We start from the raw sequence: 16,632 nt of genomic DNA, 5'->3' as shown, positions 1-16,632 counted from the left end.
GCTCCGCTGCCTCGTTCACCAGCCTTGACGAACAGCCCCCACGCCTAACTGAACGGCGTTGGGTCTAGAACGGGAAGCGGCTGCGCCCGTGCTGCACGGAGATCCACTTCAGCGTGGTGAAGGAGTCCAGCATCGTCTCGCCGTTGAGCCGGCCCAGGCCCGAGTGCTTCTCGCCGCCGAAGGGGACGATCGGCTCGTCGTGGACGGTGCCGTCGTTCACGTGGAACATGCCGGTGTCGATCTGCTTGGCGAAGTTCACGCCCCGCTCGATGTCGCCGGTGTGGACGGCGCCGCTCAGGCCGTAGGGGGTGTCGTTGACGAGGCGGACGGCCTCCTCCTCGCCGTCGAACGGGACGAGGAAGGCGACCGGGCCGAAGATCTCCTGCCTCAGCAGGTCCGAGCCGGCGGGCAGGCCGGTCAGGACGGACGGCTCGACGAGGTTGTCGGTGCGACCGCCGCGCACCAGGGCCGTGGCGCCCTCGGCGAGGGCCTGCTCGACCGCGCCCGCGACGGCGTCCGCCTGCGAGGAGTTGATGACCGGGCCGATGACGGTCTCCGGGTCGCGCGGGTCGCCCGCCTTGAGGGTCTTCACCTTGGCTACGAACTTCTCGGTGAACTCGTCGGCGACGGACCGGTCGACGAGGATGCGGTTGGCGGCCATGCAGACCTGGCCCTGATGGACGTACCGGCTGAAGACCGCCGCGTCGACCGCGTAGTCGATGTCGGCGTCGTCGAGGACCACCAGCGCGCTGTTGCCGCCCAGTTCGAGGACCGAGCGCTTGAACAGCCGGGCGCAGACCGTCGCCACGTGCCGGCCGACCTGGTCGGAGCCGGTGAAGGAGATGACCTTGGGCACCGGGTGCTCCAGGAAGGCGTCGCCGATCTCCGCGATGTCGGTGATGACGACGTTCAGCAGACCGCCGGGCAGGCCCGCGTCCTCGAAGATCTTCGCGACCAGGGAGCCGCCGACGATCGGTGTGTTCTGGTGCGGCTTGAGCACCACGGCGTTGCCGAGCGCGAGCGCCGGGGCGACGGACTTGATCGAGAGCAGGAACGGGAAGTTGAACGGGCTGATCACACCCACGACACCGACTGGCACGCGGTAGACGCGGTTCTCCTTGCCGTCCACCGGCGAGGGGAGGATCCGGCCCTCGGGGCGCAGCGCCAGCTGGACCGCCTCGCGCAGGAACTCCTTGGCGAGGTGCAGTTCGAAGGCCGCCTTCAGACGCGTCCCGCCGAGCTCGGCGATGATCGCCTCGGATATCTCGGCCTCGCGCTCCTCGATGAGCCTCAGGGCCTTCTCGAAGACCGCGCGGCGGGCGTAGGGGTTGGTCGCGGCCCACTGCTTCTGGGCACGGGCGGCCGCCTGGTACGCCTGGTCGACCTCGTCGACCGTGGCTATCGTGATCGACGCCAGCTTCTCGTCGTCGTACGGGTTGAAGTCGATGATGTCCCAGGAACCGGTACCCGGGCGCCACTCACCGTCGATGTACTGCTGTGCAAGGTCGGTGAAGTAGGACGACGACATGTGATCCCTCGATCCCTAGCAGACCCTCGATCGCGCCTTCACGATCTGATCACACGTCATCGTACTGACGTCTCAGGCGAGTTGGAGGCTTCAGGAGAGTTGGAGGAGCCCCCGGAGAAGATCCCGGCTCTCCGAAGGGCCCGGGCTGTCGCTCTGGAGCTCCTTGAGCGCCTTCTCGTACTGGGCGACGTCCTCGGGCTTGTCCAGGTACAGCGCGCTGGTGAGCTGCTCCAGGTAGACGACGTCCGAGAGGTCGGACTCCGGGAAGCTGAGGATCGTGAACGCGCCACTTTCGCCGGAGTGGCCGCCGAGACTGAACGGCACCACCTGAAGGCGCACGTTGGGCCGCTCGGAGACCTCGATGAGGTGCTGGAGCTGGCCGCGCATCACCTCACGGTCCCCGTACGGGCGGCGCAGGGCGGCCTCGTCCAGGATGATGTGGAAGTCGGGGGCGCTCTCGTCCACGAGGTACTTCTGCCGCTCCAGACGCAGCGCCACGCGCCGCTCGACATCGGCCTCGCTCGCGCCCTGCATGCCCCGCCGGACCACCGCGTGCGCGTACGCCTCGGTCTGGAGCAGGCCGTGCACGAACTGCACCTCGTAGGCCCGGATCAGCGAGGCGGCGCCCTCCAGGCCGACGTAGGTGGGGAACCAGCTGGGCAGCACGTCGGAGTAACTGTGCCACCAGCCCGCGACGTTGGCCTCCTTGGCCAGGGACAGCAGGGACGCGCGCTCCTGCTCGTCCGTGATGCCGTACAGCGTCAGCAGGTCCTCGACGTCTCTGGTCTTGAAGCTCACCCGGCCCAACTCCATCCGGCTGATCTTCGACTCGGAGGCGCGGATCGAGTAGCCCGCCGCCTCGCGCGTGATGCCTCGCGCCTCACGCAGTCGCCTGAGTTGTGATCCGAGCAGCATGCGCCGCACCACCGATCCCGGCTCTCCCGCGCTCACGTTCGCCAGCCTCCCCAACGTCTCCAAGGGCCGAAGTCTGCCACTAAAACACTCCGAGCAGTACTCGTCCGGTTACGGAAACGGAATCGGGCCGGGAGGCGCACGCACGCGGAAACAAGAAGAGAGGCAAGCGACGGACGGACTGGGTCACGATGATGACGGAAAAATTGACCAACAAGCGGTACGGGATGACTCATTCCGGTCACCTGCACGTGCATCTGCCCTTGCATCTGCTGTACGCATCCGAAACCATGGTCCCGCACCACCGCCGCATCGCACCGACCGCGAATTCCCGGGAGTGCCTCGCATGGGGACGAATGGATCGACCATGCTCGAGCCGTTACGGCAGGGCCTTCCGCCGCTGGATCCCGCGGCCGTGTCCGACGCCGCCTCCTGTGCTCTGCCCGCCCGCTACGAAGCGGTGCGCGAGGCACGGCGGTTCACCCGCAGAACGCTCGACCAGTGGGACATGGGCGACCATTTCGACGACGTCTGCCTGGTGGTCTCGGAACTCGTCACCAACGCCCTGCGGCACGGCCTGCCGGCGAGCACCCGGTGCGCCGCCGTTCAGGAACCTCCCGTACGGCTGCATCTGATGCGGTGGGCCGAGCGGCTGGTGTGCGCGGTGCGCGATCCCAGCCATGACAGTCCCGTCGCCCGGGAGACCGACGACTTCTCGGCCGAGTCCGGCCGGGGGCTGTTCCTCGTCGACTCCTTCAGTGACAGCTGGGGTTGGCACCCGCTCGCGGGTGAGCTCAGCGGCAAGGTGGTCTGGGCGCTGTTCCGGCTGCCGCGGCCCGGTTCGGGGCCGAACGGCGAATGAGAAACCGCGGCGCTTCCTGGCCCCGCGGTTCTACGCGCGTCGCGGCGCGTTGATCACGGATACCCCTTGCCCTAAGGGGCCTGGCGGTCCGTCAGCCGCCGACCAGGTGGTCGAACTCGCCGTCCTTCACGCCCAGCAGCATGGCCTCGATCTCCGCACGGGTGTAGACCAGCGCGGGACCGTCGGGGAAGCGCGAGTTACGGACGGCCACGTCACCGCCCGGCAACCGGGCGAACTCCACGCATGAACCCTGCGAGTTGCTGTGCCGGCTCTTCTGCCAGGCCACACCGTGCAGCCCGGCGGCCGCCATACCGTTGTACACGTCGTGGTCCACAGGTCGCTCCCCGGTGGTGCACTGGCTTGTGTGGCCATTGATGCAGTGGTCAACTGACCCGGATCATAGCTTTGTTCACGTGCAGACGCATGGGCAGATGCACGTGCACGCGGGGTGGTTCTCCGGTTACAGCTTTGACGACCGCTTTACCGAAAGCCCTTGCCTGTTCTGACGGTGCTGCACCGCCGCGCGTTCCCGGGCACCCGCGACGAAGTCGGCTGGTTCGGCGGAGGTGTCGTGGAGGCGGAGCATCCGCTCGGCGGCGGGGACGGGCGCCGGGTCGGTGGCGAGGCCGGAGAAGCCGGAGCTGGGGCGCGGGCCCGGGGGCCTCGAGCAGGACCGTCCGGCCTCCATACGGAAGAAGGCCGCGGCATGCGGGGGCGGGGAGAAATGGGCCGTGCGGATGACCGTGGCGTCGTCCTCGGGGCCGGGCGAGGGTCGGACCATCGCCGGACACCCGGTCGGCCACCTGGCCCTGACGGACCGCCCGGCGTGCGCCCCTGCGGCCTCGTGACCAATGCATGAGGTTCCCCACCCGTCAAGCGTGGGGAACCTCACCCGGGCGCAGGCGCTCGGCGGCCGGCGTACGGCAGCGGCGGCGGGAGTGCAGCAGCAGCCGGAGGACGGGCTCAGCGGCTGGAGTACGGCAGCAGCGCCATCTCGCGCGCGTTCTTGATCGCCCGGGCCAGCTGCCGCTGCTGCTGGGCCGACACACGGGTGACCCGGCGGCTGCGGATCTTGCCGCGGTCGGAGATGAACTTCCGCAGCAGGTCGGTGTCCTTGTAGTCGATGTACTCGATCCCGGCCTGGTCCAGCGGGTTGGGACGATTCTTGACGGGCTTGCGGTCGATCTTGCGGGGCATGTCGGTTCAGACCTCCAGGAGAGTGTCGAAGGCGTGCGGCAGCCGCTGCCAGGCGTCGCGCCCGGCCGCGTACTCGGCGTCGGTCAGCAGACAGGACTCCAGCAGCCGCTCCAGGCCGTCACGGTCGAGGCCGGGCGAGGTGAAGACCAGGTGCTGGCCCCGGTCGCCGTGCTCGGGGTGCCAGTCCAGCGCGGCGGCGGCGCGGCGCACCGGCGGGACCATCTCCCAGGCCGCGTCCGGCAGCGAGGCCAGCCACGGACCCACGCTCTCCACGCAGAGGGCCCCGCCCGCCGCGTCCCAGTGGAACAGCGTGTCGGGCTTGTCGGCGAGCCAGAACCGGCCCCGGCTGCGGGCGGCCGCGCAGGTCAGGTCCTCCAGGGCGGCGTAGAGCCGCTCCGGGTGGAAAGGGCGGCGCTGCTGCCAGACCAGGGTGGAGACGCCGTGCGCGTCGGCCTCGGCGGGGAGCAGGGCACAGGCCGGGTGCTGGGCGGACGCCGCCGACTCCACGTCGAAGCCGGCCAGAGCGGCCTCGGCCAGCGGCGAGAACGGGCGTCGCCGCGGGGGCGGCACGGTCAGGCCGCCAGCCGTGTCCTGCGCGAAGGCGCCGAGCGCGGGTGCGCCCGCCAGGTCGCCGTGGCCGATCGGGACCTGGCGGGCCGTCGGGTGCAACTGGGCGAGCAGTTCGCGGTCCTCGTCGTCGGCCTCCGGGGACTCGGCGATCGCGAGGACGGGGGCGTACTCCAGCTGGCGGGCGAAGGTGTCGGCGACCGTGCGCTGGTCGGTGGTGGCGGCGGCGAGACCGCCGTCGGCCAGGTCGTCGCCGTTGCCGAGGTACGGCAGGACCAGGGCCGGGTCGACGGCGGTGATCACGCCGGTGACGGTGAGCCCGCCGGCCGTGACGACCTCTGCCATGGCCTTGGGCTCGACGGAATCCCACAGCTCGACGACGGCCAGGGGCGTCTGTCCGGCGTCCGCGAGCCGCTCGAGCTCCGGGACCAGGTCCTCGCGCAGGGCGCAGCAGGCACAGTCGTTGACGAGCGGCGCCTCCCCCGCGTCCAGGATGCCCGTGGCGTCCCGGACGGTCCGTACGACCGTGCCGGCCGCGGCCGTCGCCAGGTCGTGGTGGAGTGCGACGCTGCCCGGCACGTCGGCGAGCAGCCGCGCCACGGCCGCCTTGCGGGCGTCGGCGTGCAGCCCGCCGACGATGACGACGGAGAGCTCGGACACGGGGTCAGCCCTTCTTTCCGTACCGGCGCTCGAAGCGCTCCACGCGTCCCGCGGTGTCCAGGACGCGGGCGGTGCCGGTGTAGAAGGGGTGGCTGACGTCGGAGATCTCGACGTCCACGACCGGGTAGGTGTTGCCGTCCTCCCACTCGATCGTCTTCTCGCTCGTCATCGTCGAGCGGGTGAGGAACGCGTAGTTCGCGGCACGGTCGCGGAAGACGACGGGACCGTAGTCCGGGTGGATTCCCTTGCGCATGGTCAGCGCTCCTCTCGGAAGTCGACGTGGCGGCCGACGACCGGATCGAACTTGCGCAGGGTCAGTCGGTCCGGGTCGTTGCGACGGTTCTTGCGGGTCACGTAGGTGTAGCCGGTCCCGGCCGTGGACCGGAGCTTGATGACCGGCCGGAGTTCATTGCGTGCCATGCCGCTATGCTACTGAAAATGAATTCCATTTACATCTCCTGAGGCAGAGAGGTACGTCACCACATGTCCGCGCACTGCATGCTGACCGGCACCCAGCCCGGCTTCGGCAACCGCATCTCGCACTCCCACCGGCGCACGTCACGCCGGTTCGACCCCAACATCCAGACCAAGCGCTACTGGCTGCCGAGCGAGGGCCGGTACGTACGCCTGCGGCTGAGCGCCAGGGCGATCAAGACGATCGACACGATCGGAGTCGAGGCGGCCGTCGCCCGTATCCGCGCCCGGGGAGTGAAGGTCTGATGGCGAAGAAGAGCAAGATCGCTAAGAACGACCAGCGGCAGGAGATCGTCGCGCGGTACGCCGCCCGGCGGGCCGAGCTGAAGGAGATCATCCGGCGGCCGTCGTCCACGGACGCCGAACGGCTCGCCGCGCAGGCGGAACTGCGCAGGCAGCCGCGCGACGCCAGCGCCACGCGGGTGCGCAACCGGGACCAGGTGGACGGGCGGCCGCGCGGTTACTTCCGGACGTTCGGACTGTCCCGGGTGAGTCTGCGGGAGCAGGCGCACGCGGGGTATCTGCCGGGGGTACGCAAGTCGTCCTGGTGAGCCTGGGGCCTTCCCGGCGCCGGCGGGCGGTGAGAGGCCCCCGGGGATTCGCCCCGGGGGCCTCTTGACCGGCCCTGGTAGCTTGCTTCGGTCGTTCCGGCACGGGCCGACGGGCTCCGGCGGGGCCGGTCGGCCGGCTACAGCTTGGGGGCTTGCAGTGACTTCGGTGATCTTCTCGCGTCGCCCGGGAGCGCGTCGCCCGGGAGCCCGTCGGCGCGCGCGGGTCGCGGCACTGGCCGCGGGCCTGGCGGGCGTGCTCATGCTGTCCGCGTGCAGCGGTGACGGCGGCTCCGGGGACGACTCGGCGTCCAGCCCGGCCCCGTCCGCCACCGCGTCCGCCGGGACGGGCGGCGACTCCGGCTCCGGTTCGGACTCCGGGTCCGCATCCGGTTCCGACGGGACGGACGCCGGCGGGCTCCAGGGCAGCTGGCTCGCGACGACCGGCGGCAAGGCCGTGGCCCTGGTGATCACCGGCAAGCAGGCCGCGATCTTCGCGACCGGCGGCAGCATGTGCACCGGCACCGCGGGTGAGGAGTCCGGGACGCGGATGATCCGCCTGAAGTGCAAGGACGGCAGCAAGGACCGGACGACCGGCACGGTCGACTCCGTGAACGGCAAGAGCCTCAAGGTCACCTGGGAGGGCGGCCTCGGCGCGGAGACGTACACCAGGGCCGAGGGCGGGAAGCTGCCGACCGGGTTGCCGACGGCGGGCCTCGGGTAGCAGGACCTCGAAGCGTACGGACGGGCCGTGATCACCTTCGGGCGCCGCGGCCCGTCCGGCTTTCGGGCGATTCGCAGGGGGTGGGTGCCCGTACCGCATCCGCGTGCGTGATGATCCAGGGGCCCGAAGCCGCTCATGCTCAACACGCTCAGAGGACCCCATGCGCACCTTGCCCCTCACCCTGGCAGCCGCCCTCGCCGCCACGCTCCTGCTGACCGCCTGCGACGACGGCAAGACCGGCGCCGACGACGCGAAGAACGCTGATCCGGCGAACGGTTCGGCCTGCGCGATCGGCGACCTGGGCGTGGAGGTCGGGGCCGGTGCCGCCCCGGCCGCCGGGGACACCGGCAACGTCACCGTCACGCTCACCAACCAGGGCGCGCAGTGCACCCTGAAGGGCTTCCCCTCCGTGGACCTCGCGGCCGAGGACAGCACGACGTCCGTGTCCCCGGAGGAGGGCGCGAAGGCCCAGCCGCTCACACTGAGGAAGGGCGGCACCACATCCTTCACGATCACCTACGTCCGGGGCGAGGCCGGCTCCGCGAAGAGCCTTGCCGTACGGAAGGCGTCCTTCACCCTGCCCGGCGCCCCCGAGGACGCGCACGACCTGACGTGGTCGTACGGCGAGGTCGCCCGGAGGGACGGGAGCGGCAGCGGCGGCGCGGCGCAGGCCTCGGTGAGCGGCTTCGAGTCCTCGGGCGACTGACAGCAGGTCAGCGCAGCGGCGGGCGGTGTCCGACCTGGGCGCGGTCCGCCGCCTGCGCGCCCTCCGTCCAGCCCGCCGCGTCGCGCACACCGCGCAGGCGGGTCGTGGTCGTCTCCGGGAACATCGAGTCCATCCGGCCGGTGACCGCCACGTCGCGGGAGGCGAGGACCGGGAGCAGGTCCTCCGTCACCTGGGTCTTGGCGGCTGCCGCCAGACGGGTGCCGATGCGGTGGGCGTAAGCCGCGAGGAAGGACTGCCGGAACGTCTTGGTGCGCTTGCGGCCGGCCGCACGCTGAGCGGCCTCCGCCTTCGTCATCGCGGTCGTGGCCTGCACGAGGAGTGAGGTGTAGAGGAGTTCGACCACCTCCAGGTCGGTCTCGAAGCCGACGACGGTGGAGAAGCCGAGGGGTTCGTTCCACACCGCCCGGCAGTGGTTGGCTGCGGCGACGGCGTCCAGCAGCACCGCCTTGGCCTGCTCGTACGGCGGTTCGACACCCATCCGGCAGGCCCCGGGCGTCTCGGGCGAGGGCGCCCGGGCCGCGAGCAGTGCCTCGTCGACACTGTGCCGGGCCATCAGCTCCTGCGCCTTGGCACTGAGCGCCTCCGCCTCCTCCGGGTACCCGGTGGCCTCCGCCTTGGCGAGCAGGGCGCGGATCCGGCCGAGCATCCGGGACTCGGTCTTCGGCTCCCCGGGCGACTCGTCGAGGGACTCGAGCGCGGGCAGGCGCAGCAGCAGGCGGTACAGCTCCAGCACGGCGGTGGCGTACGAGAAGCGGTCGGTGCGGGGCGGGGCCTCGGCGGGGAGCTCCGCGAGCTGCGCGCTCCAGCGGCGGCCGCGCGCACGGTCGTGCGGCGCCTGCGCCCGGATCAGCGCCGTCACCAGGCGTACGTGTACGTCGTCCAGCTCCCGCCGGACGGTCCGTACGACGTCGGCCGGCTGCCAGCCGCGCCGCCAGGCCGCCGCCACGAACTCCTCACCGCGCCGGGCGAGTTCTGCGTCCGCTGCCGGGTCGGACGCGAGCAGGGACGCGCCGGCGTCGAGGGCCGTCTCGCTGTTGTCGTACAGGGCGGTCTCGAACGCGCGGTCGACGGTGGTGGGCGTACTCACGGGCCGATGGTGCCACGTCGGCGCGGCCGGCCCGGCATGCGCGACCTCGTGCGTCTCACTCCCCGGAATTGGGCCATCCGCGCGCGGCGGCGCCTCGACCATGGCCTCATGGTGGACATGTCTCTGTACGCGGCGTTCCTCGTCGCCGCCTTCGCGCTCTGCATCACCCCCGGCCCGGACATGATGTTCATCGTGGCGATGGGCGGACGGGGCGGGCCCACCGCCGGGGTGATGGCGGCGTTCGGGGTGGCGTGCGCGATGCTCGTGCACGCGGTCGCGGCGGCTCTCGGTCTGTCGGCCCTGTTCACGGCGTTGCCGACGCTGTACCACGTGCTGCGCTGGGCGGGCGCGGCCTATCTGCTCTATCTGGCGGTGAAGGCGTTCCGCGACCGTTCGGTGCCGGGCGAGGAGGGGACGGGCGCCGTGGGGCCGGGGATGAGGCGGGCCTTCTGGCAGGGCGCGATCACCAATCTGCTCAACCCCAAGGTGATCCTCTTCAACGTGGCGTTCCTGCCGCAGTTCGTGAACCCGTCGCTCGGCCATGTCCAGGGCCAGTTGCTGCTGCTCGGGGTCACGCTCGTCGTGATGGGCTTCCTGTGGGACGGCAGCGTCGGCCTGCTCGCGGGGCGGCTGTCGTCCTTCCTCAGGCGCAGTGCGCGGGTGAACCGCTGGCTGAACATCGTCTCCGGGACCGTGTTCACGGGGTTGGCGGTGCGGTTGGTGGTGACGTCTCCGAAGTAGCCAGGGCGAGCGTCAACTCGTGGTTGACACCCCAGGGGGTGCAACCTACGGTTGACACCATGACGACGAACCCCAACATCACGTCATCTTTCCGTCTCGACGACCTGATCGCGGCGATCAAGAAGGTGCACCAGGAACCCCTCGAACAGCTCCAGGACGCGGTGCTCGCCGCCGATCACCTCGGCGAGGTGGCCGACCACCTGATCGGCCACTTCGTGGACCAGGCCCGGCGTTCGGGCGCCTCCTGGACGGACATCGGCAAGAGCATGGGGGTCACCCGGCAGGCCGCGCAGAAGCGCTTCGTGCCGAAGGAGTCGGCCGACCTCGACCCCAGCCAGGGCTTCAACCGCTACACGCCCCGCGCCCGCAACGCGGTGATGGCCGCGCACAACGAGGCCCGGTCCGCGCGTAACGCCGAGGGTGTCCCCGAGCACCTCGTCCTCGGACTGCTGGCCGAGCCCGACGGCCTCGCCGCGAAGGCACTCGTCAAGCAGGGCGTCTCCCTCGACGCCGTCCGCGAGGCGGCGACCGCCGCACTGCCCCCGGCCGTCGAGGAGCCCCCGGAGCTCGTGCCGTACGGCCAGGCCGCCAAGAAGGTCCTGGAACTCACCTTCCGCGAGGCCCTGCGCCTCGGCCACAACTACATCGGCACCGAGCACATCCTGCTCGCCCTGCTGGAGCACGAGAACGGCGAGGGCGTCCTCAGCGGCCTGGGCATCGGCAAGGAGCGGACCGAGCGGTACGTGGCCGAGGTGCTGGAGAAGATCGTGCAGGCGCAGGAGGACACGCCGGACGAGGCGTGAGACCGCCCAGGCGGTGATCGGGAACCGGGACGGTGACCGACGCCGACGCCTGGACCCAGGCCGGGACCGAGGCGAGGCCGGGGGCCGGGACCGAGGCGGAGGGCCGGGCCCAGACCGGGACCGAGGTCAGGGCCGGGACCGACGTCGACGCCTGGGCCCAGGCCGGGGGCGAGGCGAGGCCGGGGGCGAGGCGAGGGCCGGGGGCGAGGCGAGGGCCGGGACCGGAGTCGAGGGCCGGGACCGGGGCCGAGTACGAGGGCGGAGCCGGGGCCGAGGACGAGGGCGGAGCCGGGGCCGAGGACGAGGGCGAGGGCCGGGACCGGAGCCGAGGGCCGGGACCGAGACCGAGACCGAAGGCCAGGGCAGAGACCGAGGGCCAGGACCGGAACCGAGGCGGAGGGCCAAGGCCGGGACCCAGACCGGGACCGACGCCGCCCCCTGGACCCAGGCCCCGACCGAGGCGAGGCCGGAGGCCAAGGCCGGGACCGGGACCGGAACCGAGGCGGAGGGCCGAGGTCGGGACCCAGACCGGAACCGACGCCGACCCCTGGTCCCAAGCCCAGACCGAGGGCCAGAACCGAGGCGGAGGGCCGAGGCCGGGCCCCAGACCGGAACCGACGCCGACCCCTGGTCCCAAGCCCAGACCGAAAGCCGGAACCAAGGCGGAGAGCCGAGGCCCGGACCCAGACCGGAACCGACGCCGACCCCTGCTCCCAACCCCGGACCGAGGCGAGGCCGGAGGCCAAGGCCGGGACCGGGACAGCGGCCCGAGGTCGTTGTCAGACCCTCCTGTCACACTCGCAGCATGGCCGACCGGTGGGCGCTCGCTCCGGCCGAGGACGGTGGCGTGGATGTCGCCCCCCTCGGTCCGGACGGGCTGCCCGCCGGGCCGGTGCGGCGGGAGGCGGATCCCGCCGAGGCCGTGCGGAGCCGTCCCGGCGTCACGCGGTGGGTGTGGCGGTCCACCGCCGAGGTCTACCCGCGCCTGCTCGCCACGGGGGTGCGAGTCGAGCGGTGCTACGACATCGAGGCCGCCGAGACGCTCCTCCTCGGCCACGAGGGGCGGTACGGGGAACCACGCTCGGCCGCGGCCGCCCTGGCCCGGCTGCGCGGCGGCCCCGTACCGCCCGATCCGCCTCAGCGCTCCGCCGAACCGGGCTCCCAGTCCTCACTGTTCGAACCGCAGGGCGTCCACCTGCCCCTGCAAGACCTCCTCGCGGTCTACGCCGAGCAGCAGCGGCGGCACGAGCGGCCCGAGCACCCCGACCGGATGCGCCTGCTGACGGCCGCCGAGTCCGCGGGCATGCTGGTGGCCGCCGAGATGAACCGCGCCGGGCTGCCCTGGAGCACCGACGTGCACCGCGCGGTGCTCCACGACCTGCTGGGCGAGCGGTACGCGGGCGGCGGCGAACCACGCCGCCTGGCCGAACTCGCCGACGAGGTGTCCACCGCGTTCGGCCGCCGGGTCCGCCCCGACCTGCCGGCCGACGTGGTCAAAGCCTTCGCGCAGGCCGGCATCAAAGTCTCCTCGACCCGCCGCTGGGAGATCGAGTCCGTCGACCACCCGGCCGTGAAGCCCCTGCTCGAGTACAAGAAGCTGTACCGCATCTGGGTCGCCCACGGCTGGTCCTGGCTCCAGGACTGGGTGCGCGACGGGCGCTTCCGGCCCGAGTTCCTCGCCGGCGGGACGGTGACCGGGCGCTGGGTGACCAACGGCGGAGGCGGGCTCCAGATCCCCAAGGTGATCCGGCGGGCCGTGGTCGCCGACCCCGGCTGGCGGCTCGTCGTCGCCGACGCCGACCAGATGGAACCGCGCGTCCTCGCCGCGATCTCCCGCGACCCCGGCCTGATGGAGGTGGCCGGCCGGGAGACCGACCTGTACCAGTCCGTCTCCGACCGCGCCTTCTCCGGCGACCGCGACCAGGCCAAACTCGCCGTGCTCGGCGCCGTCTACGGCCAGACCTCCGGCGACGGCCTGAAGAACCTCGCCGCGCTCAGACGCCGTTTCCCGCGTGCGGTGGCGTACGTCGACGACGCGGCCCGCGCCGGCGAGGAGGGCCGGCTCGTGCGGACGTGGCTCGGCCGGACCTGCCCGCCGGCGGCCCGGGGGACGGACGACGCGACCGAGGAGGCGGGCATTCCGGCCGCGTCGGTCGTTCCGGAGGACGACCAGTCCGAGGGCGGACAGTGGGTCCCCGGCTACGCCTCCACCAACGCCCGCGCCCGCGGCCGCTTCGCCCGTAACTTCGTCGTCCAGGGCAGCGCCGCCGACTGGGCCCTGCTGCTGCTCGCCGCGCTGCGGAAGGCTTGCGCGGGCATGGCGGCCGAGCTGGTCTTCTTCCAGCACGACGAGGTGATCGTGCACTGTCCCGAGGAGGAGACGGCCGCTGTCGTGACGGCGATCCGCGAGGCGGCGGCTCTGGCCGGACGGCTGACCTTCGGGGAGACGCCGGTGCGGTTTCCGTTCACGACGGCGGTGGTGGAGTGTTATGCGGACGCCAAATAGCCGGTGTCAGTCCGGGAGAGCGAGCAGCTCGCGGAGTTCCGTGACCACCGTGTGCTCGTCGGTCTCCTCCAGCGCCGCGAGAGCCGAGCGCCACTCCTGGTGCGCCTCGCCGACGTGCCCCCGCTCGATCAGCAGCAGCCCGTGCTGGTGGCGGGCGAGACCGCCGGTGTAGCGGTCGGCACGGGCGTCGGCCCGGTCCAGCAGCTCGGCGCACTCGCGGGCGGCCCGCCCGGTGCGGCCCAGCAGACGCAGCGCGCGGACGAGACCGAGCCGGGTCTGGGACTCGCCGTGCCAGTCGCCGTGACCGCCGAGGATGCGCAGGCTCTCCTCGAAGTGCGGGAGGGCGGCGGCCGGTTCGCCGAGCCGCAGAAGGGCGTATCCGATATTGCAGTGCGCGGAGTGCCGCACGATCACGGCGCCGATCTCGTCCCCGATGGCGAGCGAACGCCGGTGCTGCTCGATGGCGGCCCGCGGGTCGGTGTGCTCGTAGAGGTTGCCGAGGTGGCTGCGGGTGACGGCCTCGCCGTACGGGTGGTTCAGCTGCCGTGCGTACTCCAGGCTCCGGGTCAGCGCCTCGCCTGCCTCGGCGTACCGGCCGAGCCCGTCGAGCAGCAGACCGCGGTTGTTGAGGCAGCGGCGGATCCAGGACGGGTCGTCGAGCCGTCGCCAGATGGCCAGCGCACGGTCGTTCAGGTCGAGGGCGTCGTTCTGGCGGCCGGTCAGGAAGTGCAGTCCGGCGAGGTCGACCAGCGCGTACGCCTCCGCTGCCTCGTCCCCGAGCCGCCGCGCCACGCCGAGGCCGGCCCGGCCGAGCACCTCCATCTCGGCGACACGGCCCCTGCGGTGCGCGTAGGGGAGGATCAGTCTCACGAGGGTGGAGACGAGGCCGGCGCGCTGCCGGCACGGGTCGTCCGCGTGCCGCTCGACCAGGGTGACGACGTTCGTCAGCTCCCTGTCGCCCCAGGTGAAGGCCTCCTCGGGGGTGCCGAAGGGGGCGACGGCGGCGACATGCGCCGCATGACCAGGTGGCTGGGCCGCGGTGGGGCGGCGACGGTCGTCCTGGTCGGGTCCGGGCTCGACGATCGCGACGAGGAGCCGCTCGGCGACGGCGGCGTACCAGCGGAGGGCGGTTTCGGAGGCCCGGGAGTCGTCGCCGCCCCGTAATCCGGCCAGGTCGCAGACGGTTTCGGAGGGGCGGGTGTCGTCCGTGTCCCGCCTTCCGGCCGGTTCGCGAACAGTGCCGGCGCCCTCCGCGCCCCGCCCTCCGCCAGAGCCGCCGGTGCCCTCCACGCCCCACCCTCCGGCCAGCTCACGGGCGAAGTCGCGGACGAGGTCGTGGGGCGCGTAGCGGCCGTATGCCGGCTCCTGGAGCAGTGCCACGTCCACGAGACGGTCCAGGGCGGCCTCGGTGCGGCGTTCGCCGGTGCCGGTGAGGCGGGCGAGCAGGGGTGCGCCGTACGTGGGCAGATCGAGCGCGCCGATACGGCGGAGGGTGAGGGCCGCGTCCCGGTCGGCCTCGCGCTCGGAGCCGGCGAGTGCGTCGTGTGCGACGGCCAGGGAGCGGCGCACGCTCAGGTCGTCGTACTCGAGGTGCCGCAACCGCCCTTCCGTATCGGCCAGTTGCCCGGCGAGGACGTCCGGGGTGAGGGCCTGCCGGGCGGCGAGCCGCGCGGCGACGACGCGCAGGGCGAGGGGGAGGCGGCCGGTGAGTTCGACGAGGCGACGGGCGGCGTCGGAGCCGTCCAGTCCGGCACGGCCCGAGGCCGCGACCAGGAGGGCCGCGCTCTCCTCGTCCGACAGCGGGCCGAGCGGAAAGCGGGCGACCCCGTCGAGGGCGGTGAGCGGCGAACGGCTGGTGACGATCACCGCGCACCCGGCACCGCCCGGCAGCAGCGGCCGTACCTGCGCGGCGCTCACGGCATCGTCCAGTACGAGGAGCGTGCGGGTCGGCGCGAGCAGCGAGCGCAGCAGAGCGGATGCCGCGTCGGGGAGTTCCGGGATTCGGCAGGGCTCGGCGCCGAGGTCACGCAGCAGCGCGGTGAGCGCCTGACCAGGGGTGAGGGGGGCCATACCCGGGGTCGCACCGTGCAGGTCGAGGTGGAGCTGCCCATCGGGGAAACGTTCCGCCAACTCGTGCGCGACGTGCAGCGCGAGTGCGCTCTTGCCGACGCCGGGCATGCCGCTGATGACGGCGGTGGCAGGGATGGTGGGGTGCGTGGGGGTTGCCGAGTGCGCTCCGGGTGTCGTGAGAGTGCGGCGCAGGGAGTCGCGTACGGCGGCGCGTCCCGTGAAATGTGCTGGCGGCGGAGGCAGTTGAGCAGGCGGCAGTTGAGCGGACGAGGGCGACGCGGCGGCGGACGGCGTGGCGACTCGCGCGGCAGAAGAGGCAGAAGAAGAAGCAGCCGCTCCCCCGTCACCCAAGCCGAACCCGCCTCCCGAACCACCGCTCCCCACGGCCGCCCCCCGCAACACCTCCACATGAGCCTCCCGCACCCCGGGCCCCGGCTCGATGCCGAGCTGGTCGACCAGTCGGGTGCGCAGATCGCGGTGGACGGCCAGGGCCTCTGCCTGGCGGCCGGTGCGGTGCAGGGCGAGCATGAGCTGACGGTGGTACGCCTCCCGCAGCGGATACTCGGCGGTCAACGCCGCCAGCTCCGGTACGAGCTCGTCGAGACGCGGGCCGCCCAGCGCCAACTCGGCGTCGTAGCGCCACTCCAGGAGCAGCAGCCGTCCCTCGCGCAACCGCCGCGCGAAGGCGTACCCGCCCACCTCGGTCGGCAGCCCCGCGAGCGGCGCGCCCCGCCACAGGGCGAGCGCGGCGGCGCACTCACGCACGACGCGCTCCCAGTCCTGCCCGGCGTGCGCGGCACGCGCCGCGGCGACATGGGCGTCGAACACATGGACGTCCAGCTCACCCTCGTCGATCCGCAGCACATACCCGGACGGCACGGTCCCCAGCCGCTCGGGATCGTCCAGCAACCGCCGCAACCGGGCTACGTGGTTGTGCAACGAGGCCTGGGCGGAAACGGGCGGCGCCCCGCCCCACAGCGCCTCCCTGAGCGACTCGACGGAGACGACCCGTCCGGCGTCGAGCAGCAACGCGGCCAGCAGCACACGGGACTTGGGGCTTGCGACACCGCGGGCTTCGCTCCGACCGGACCCGCTGACGTCGTAGTACAGCACCGGCGGGCCGAGCAGCCCGAACCGCAGCCCGCCCCGCTCTTCGGAACCGTGCTCACTGCCCGAGCAGGCAGATGCCCCCATCGCGCCCCCGTCTCCCCGCGCCACCGCCCCTT

General features: G+C 72.3%; 18 protein-coding genes. 8 read left to right on the top strand and 10 right to left on the bottom strand.

Translation table 11 applies throughout. The features are described from left to right. Positions 1–64: 64 nt before the first annotated feature. Both AOQ53_RS19825 and AOQ53_RS19820 read right to left on the bottom strand, forming a co-directional pair. The gene (locus AOQ53_RS19825; protein WP_059419105.1) at positions 65–1,528 is read right to left on the bottom strand and encodes an aldehyde dehydrogenase family protein; all 1,464 of its coding nucleotides are present in this window, start codon (positions 1,526–1,528) and stop codon (positions 65–67) included. 90 nt (positions 1,529–1,618) lie between these two features. Further along, the gene (locus AOQ53_RS19820; protein WP_059419115.1) at positions 1,619–2,443 is read right to left on the bottom strand and encodes a helix-turn-helix domain-containing protein; all 825 of its coding nucleotides are present in this window, start codon (positions 2,441–2,443) and stop codon (positions 1,619–1,621) included. A gap of 364 nt (positions 2,444–2,807) precedes the next feature. Between AOQ53_RS19820 and AOQ53_RS19815 the strand changes: the two genes are divergently transcribed. Continuing rightward, positions 2,808–3,302: an ATP-binding protein gene (locus AOQ53_RS19815; protein WP_059419103.1), complete on the top strand. Its 495-nt coding sequence runs from the start codon at positions 2,808–2,810 to the stop codon at positions 3,300–3,302. Between the two features lie 91 nt (positions 3,303–3,393). Here AOQ53_RS19815 and AOQ53_RS19810 read toward each other — a convergent pair whose 3' ends face one another. The 6 genes from AOQ53_RS19810 to rpmG all read right to left on the bottom strand — a co-directional run bounded on the left by AOQ53_RS19810 (position 3,394) and on the right by rpmG (position 6,146). Next, positions 3,394–3,612 (bottom strand): DUF397 domain-containing protein, encoded by a 219-nt coding sequence (locus AOQ53_RS19810; protein WP_045296613.1) that lies wholly within the window; start codon positions 3,610–3,612, stop codon positions 3,394–3,396. Between the two features lie 150 nt (positions 3,613–3,762). Continuing rightward, complete coding sequence (locus AOQ53_RS44725; RefSeq protein WP_059419101.1) at positions 3,763–4,083, bottom strand: hypothetical protein; 321 nt, start codon at positions 4,081–4,083, stop codon at positions 3,763–3,765. A 182-nt stretch (positions 4,084–4,265) separates the two neighbouring features. Then, entirely contained in the window at positions 4,266–4,499 is a 234-nt protein-coding gene (gene rpsR / locus AOQ53_RS19800) for a 30S ribosomal protein S18 (RefSeq protein WP_059419099.1), read from the bottom strand. Positions 4,500–4,505: 6 nt separating this feature from the next. Further along, a complete protein-coding gene (locus AOQ53_RS19795) occupies positions 4,506–5,726 on the bottom strand; it encodes a CobW family GTP-binding protein (RefSeq protein ID WP_059419098.1) in 1,221 nt (406 codons plus the stop codon). Positions 5,727–5,730: 4 nt separating this feature from the next. Further along, positions 5,731–5,979, bottom strand: coding sequence for a type B 50S ribosomal protein L31 (locus AOQ53_RS19790; RefSeq protein WP_059419097.1), 249 nt, complete (start codon positions 5,977–5,979; stop codon positions 5,731–5,733). A 2-nt stretch (positions 5,980–5,981) separates the two neighbouring features. After that, entirely contained in the window at positions 5,982–6,146 is a 165-nt protein-coding gene (rpmG, locus tag AOQ53_RS19785; RefSeq protein ID WP_010044249.1) for a 50S ribosomal protein L33, read from the bottom strand. A 63-nt stretch (positions 6,147–6,209) separates the two neighbouring features. On the opposite strand from rpmG, the gene rpmB reads away from it, so the two are divergent. The 4 genes from rpmB (at position 6,210) to AOQ53_RS19765 (ending at position 8,178) form a co-directional block, all read left to right on the top strand. Further along, on the top strand, positions 6,210–6,446 hold the full coding sequence (rpmB, locus tag AOQ53_RS19780) for a 50S ribosomal protein L28 (protein ID WP_059419095.1): 237 nt from the start codon (positions 6,210–6,212) through the stop codon (positions 6,444–6,446). Beyond that, positions 6,446–6,751: a 30S ribosomal protein S14 gene (rpsN, locus tag AOQ53_RS19775; RefSeq protein WP_059419094.1), complete on the top strand. Its 306-nt coding sequence runs from the start codon at positions 6,446–6,448 to the stop codon at positions 6,749–6,751. Before rpmB ends, rpsN begins: the two co-directional genes overlap by 1 nt. A gap of 157 nt (positions 6,752–6,908) precedes the next feature. Continuing rightward, entirely contained in the window at positions 6,909–7,472 is a 564-nt protein-coding gene (locus AOQ53_RS19770) for a hypothetical protein (RefSeq protein WP_059419093.1), read from the top strand. Positions 7,473–7,632: 160 nt separating this feature from the next. Continuing rightward, positions 7,633–8,178 carry a DUF4232 domain-containing protein gene (locus AOQ53_RS19765; protein ID WP_059419091.1) on the top strand — a complete coding sequence of 182 codons (546 nt, stop codon included), beginning with the start codon at positions 7,633–7,635 and terminating at the stop codon, positions 8,176–8,178. A gap of 7 nt (positions 8,179–8,185) precedes the next feature. On the opposite strand, the gene AOQ53_RS19760 is transcribed toward AOQ53_RS19765, so the two are convergent. Next, a complete protein-coding gene (locus tag AOQ53_RS19760; RefSeq protein ID WP_059419089.1) occupies positions 8,186–9,286 on the bottom strand; it encodes a DUF2786 domain-containing protein in 1,101 nt (366 codons plus the stop codon). A gap of 108 nt (positions 9,287–9,394) precedes the next feature. Here AOQ53_RS19760 and AOQ53_RS19755 point away from each other — a divergent pair, with 108 nt between their 5' ends. From AOQ53_RS19755 to AOQ53_RS19745, 3 genes are all read left to right on the top strand, one after another. Further along, entirely contained in the window at positions 9,395–10,027 is a 633-nt protein-coding gene (locus AOQ53_RS19755; protein ID WP_059419113.1) for a LysE family translocator, read from the top strand. 59 nt (positions 10,028–10,086) lie between these two features. Further along, positions 10,087–10,830 (top strand): Clp protease N-terminal domain-containing protein, encoded by a 744-nt coding sequence (locus AOQ53_RS19750; protein ID WP_059419087.1) that lies wholly within the window; start codon positions 10,087–10,089, stop codon positions 10,828–10,830. 805 nt (positions 10,831–11,635) lie between these two features. Beyond that, positions 11,636–13,336: a bifunctional 3'-5' exonuclease/DNA polymerase gene (locus AOQ53_RS19745; RefSeq protein WP_059419085.1), complete on the top strand. Its 1,701-nt coding sequence runs from the start codon at positions 11,636–11,638 to the stop codon at positions 13,334–13,336. A gap of 6 nt (positions 13,337–13,342) precedes the next feature. Here the strand turns inward: AOQ53_RS19745 and AOQ53_RS19740 are convergent, their stop codons facing one another. Beyond that, entirely contained in the window at positions 13,343–16,600 is a 3,258-nt protein-coding gene (locus AOQ53_RS19740; RefSeq protein ID WP_059419084.1) for an AfsR/SARP family transcriptional regulator, read from the bottom strand. Between the last annotated feature and the right edge of the window lie 32 nt (positions 16,601–16,632).

Origin of the sequence: Streptomyces azureus (assembly GCF_001270025.1) — a bacterium.
Lineage (GTDB): Bacteria > Actinomycetota > Actinomycetes > Streptomycetales > Streptomycetaceae > Streptomyces > Streptomyces azureus.
The sequence above is the reverse complement of the archived record's forward strand: the minus strand, read 5'-3'. Positions and strand labels throughout refer to the sequence as shown.

Bases quoted from the DNA above. Each gene is read 5' to 3' on its own strand.
- AOQ53_RS19825 (WP_059419105.1), bottom strand. From the start codon at position 1,528: ATGTCGTCGTCCTACTTCACCGACCTTGCACAGCAGTACATCGACGGT.
- AOQ53_RS19820 (WP_059419115.1), bottom strand. From the start codon at position 2,443: ATGCTGCTCGGATCACAACTCAGGCGACTGCGTGAGGCGCGAGGCATC.
- AOQ53_RS19815 (WP_059419103.1), top strand. From the start codon at position 2,808: ATGCTCGAGCCGTTACGGCAGGGCCTTCCGCCGCTGGATCCCGCGGCC.
- AOQ53_RS19810 (WP_045296613.1), bottom strand. From the start codon at position 3,612: ATGGCGGCCGCCGGGCTGCACGGTGTGGCCTGGCAGAAGAGCCGGCAC.
- AOQ53_RS44725 (WP_059419101.1), bottom strand. From the start codon at position 4,083: ATGGTCCGACCCTCGCCCGGCCCCGAGGACGACGCCACGGTCATCCGC.
- rpsR (WP_059419099.1), bottom strand. From the start codon at position 4,499: ATGCCCCGCAAGATCGACCGCAAGCCCGTCAAGAATCGTCCCAACCCG.
- AOQ53_RS19790 (WP_059419097.1), bottom strand. From the start codon at position 5,979: ATGCGCAAGGGAATCCACCCGGACTACGGTCCCGTCGTCTTCCGCGAC.
- rpmG (WP_010044249.1), bottom strand. From the start codon at position 6,146: ATGGCACGCAATGAACTCCGGCCGGTCATCAAGCTCCGGTCCACGGCC.
- rpmB (WP_059419095.1), top strand. From the start codon at position 6,210: ATGTCCGCGCACTGCATGCTGACCGGCACCCAGCCCGGCTTCGGCAAC.
- rpsN (WP_059419094.1), top strand. From the start codon at position 6,446: ATGGCGAAGAAGAGCAAGATCGCTAAGAACGACCAGCGGCAGGAGATC.
- AOQ53_RS19765 (WP_059419091.1), top strand. From the start codon at position 7,633: ATGCGCACCTTGCCCCTCACCCTGGCAGCCGCCCTCGCCGCCACGCTC.
- AOQ53_RS19755 (WP_059419113.1), top strand. From the start codon at position 9,395: ATGGTGGACATGTCTCTGTACGCGGCGTTCCTCGTCGCCGCCTTCGCG.
- AOQ53_RS19750 (WP_059419087.1), top strand. From the start codon at position 10,087: ATGACGACGAACCCCAACATCACGTCATCTTTCCGTCTCGACGACCTG.
- AOQ53_RS19745 (WP_059419085.1), top strand. From the start codon at position 11,636: ATGGCCGACCGGTGGGCGCTCGCTCCGGCCGAGGACGGTGGCGTGGAT.
- AOQ53_RS19740 (WP_059419084.1), bottom strand. From the start codon at position 16,600: ATGGGGGCATCTGCCTGCTCGGGCAGTGAGCACGGTTCCGAAGAGCGG.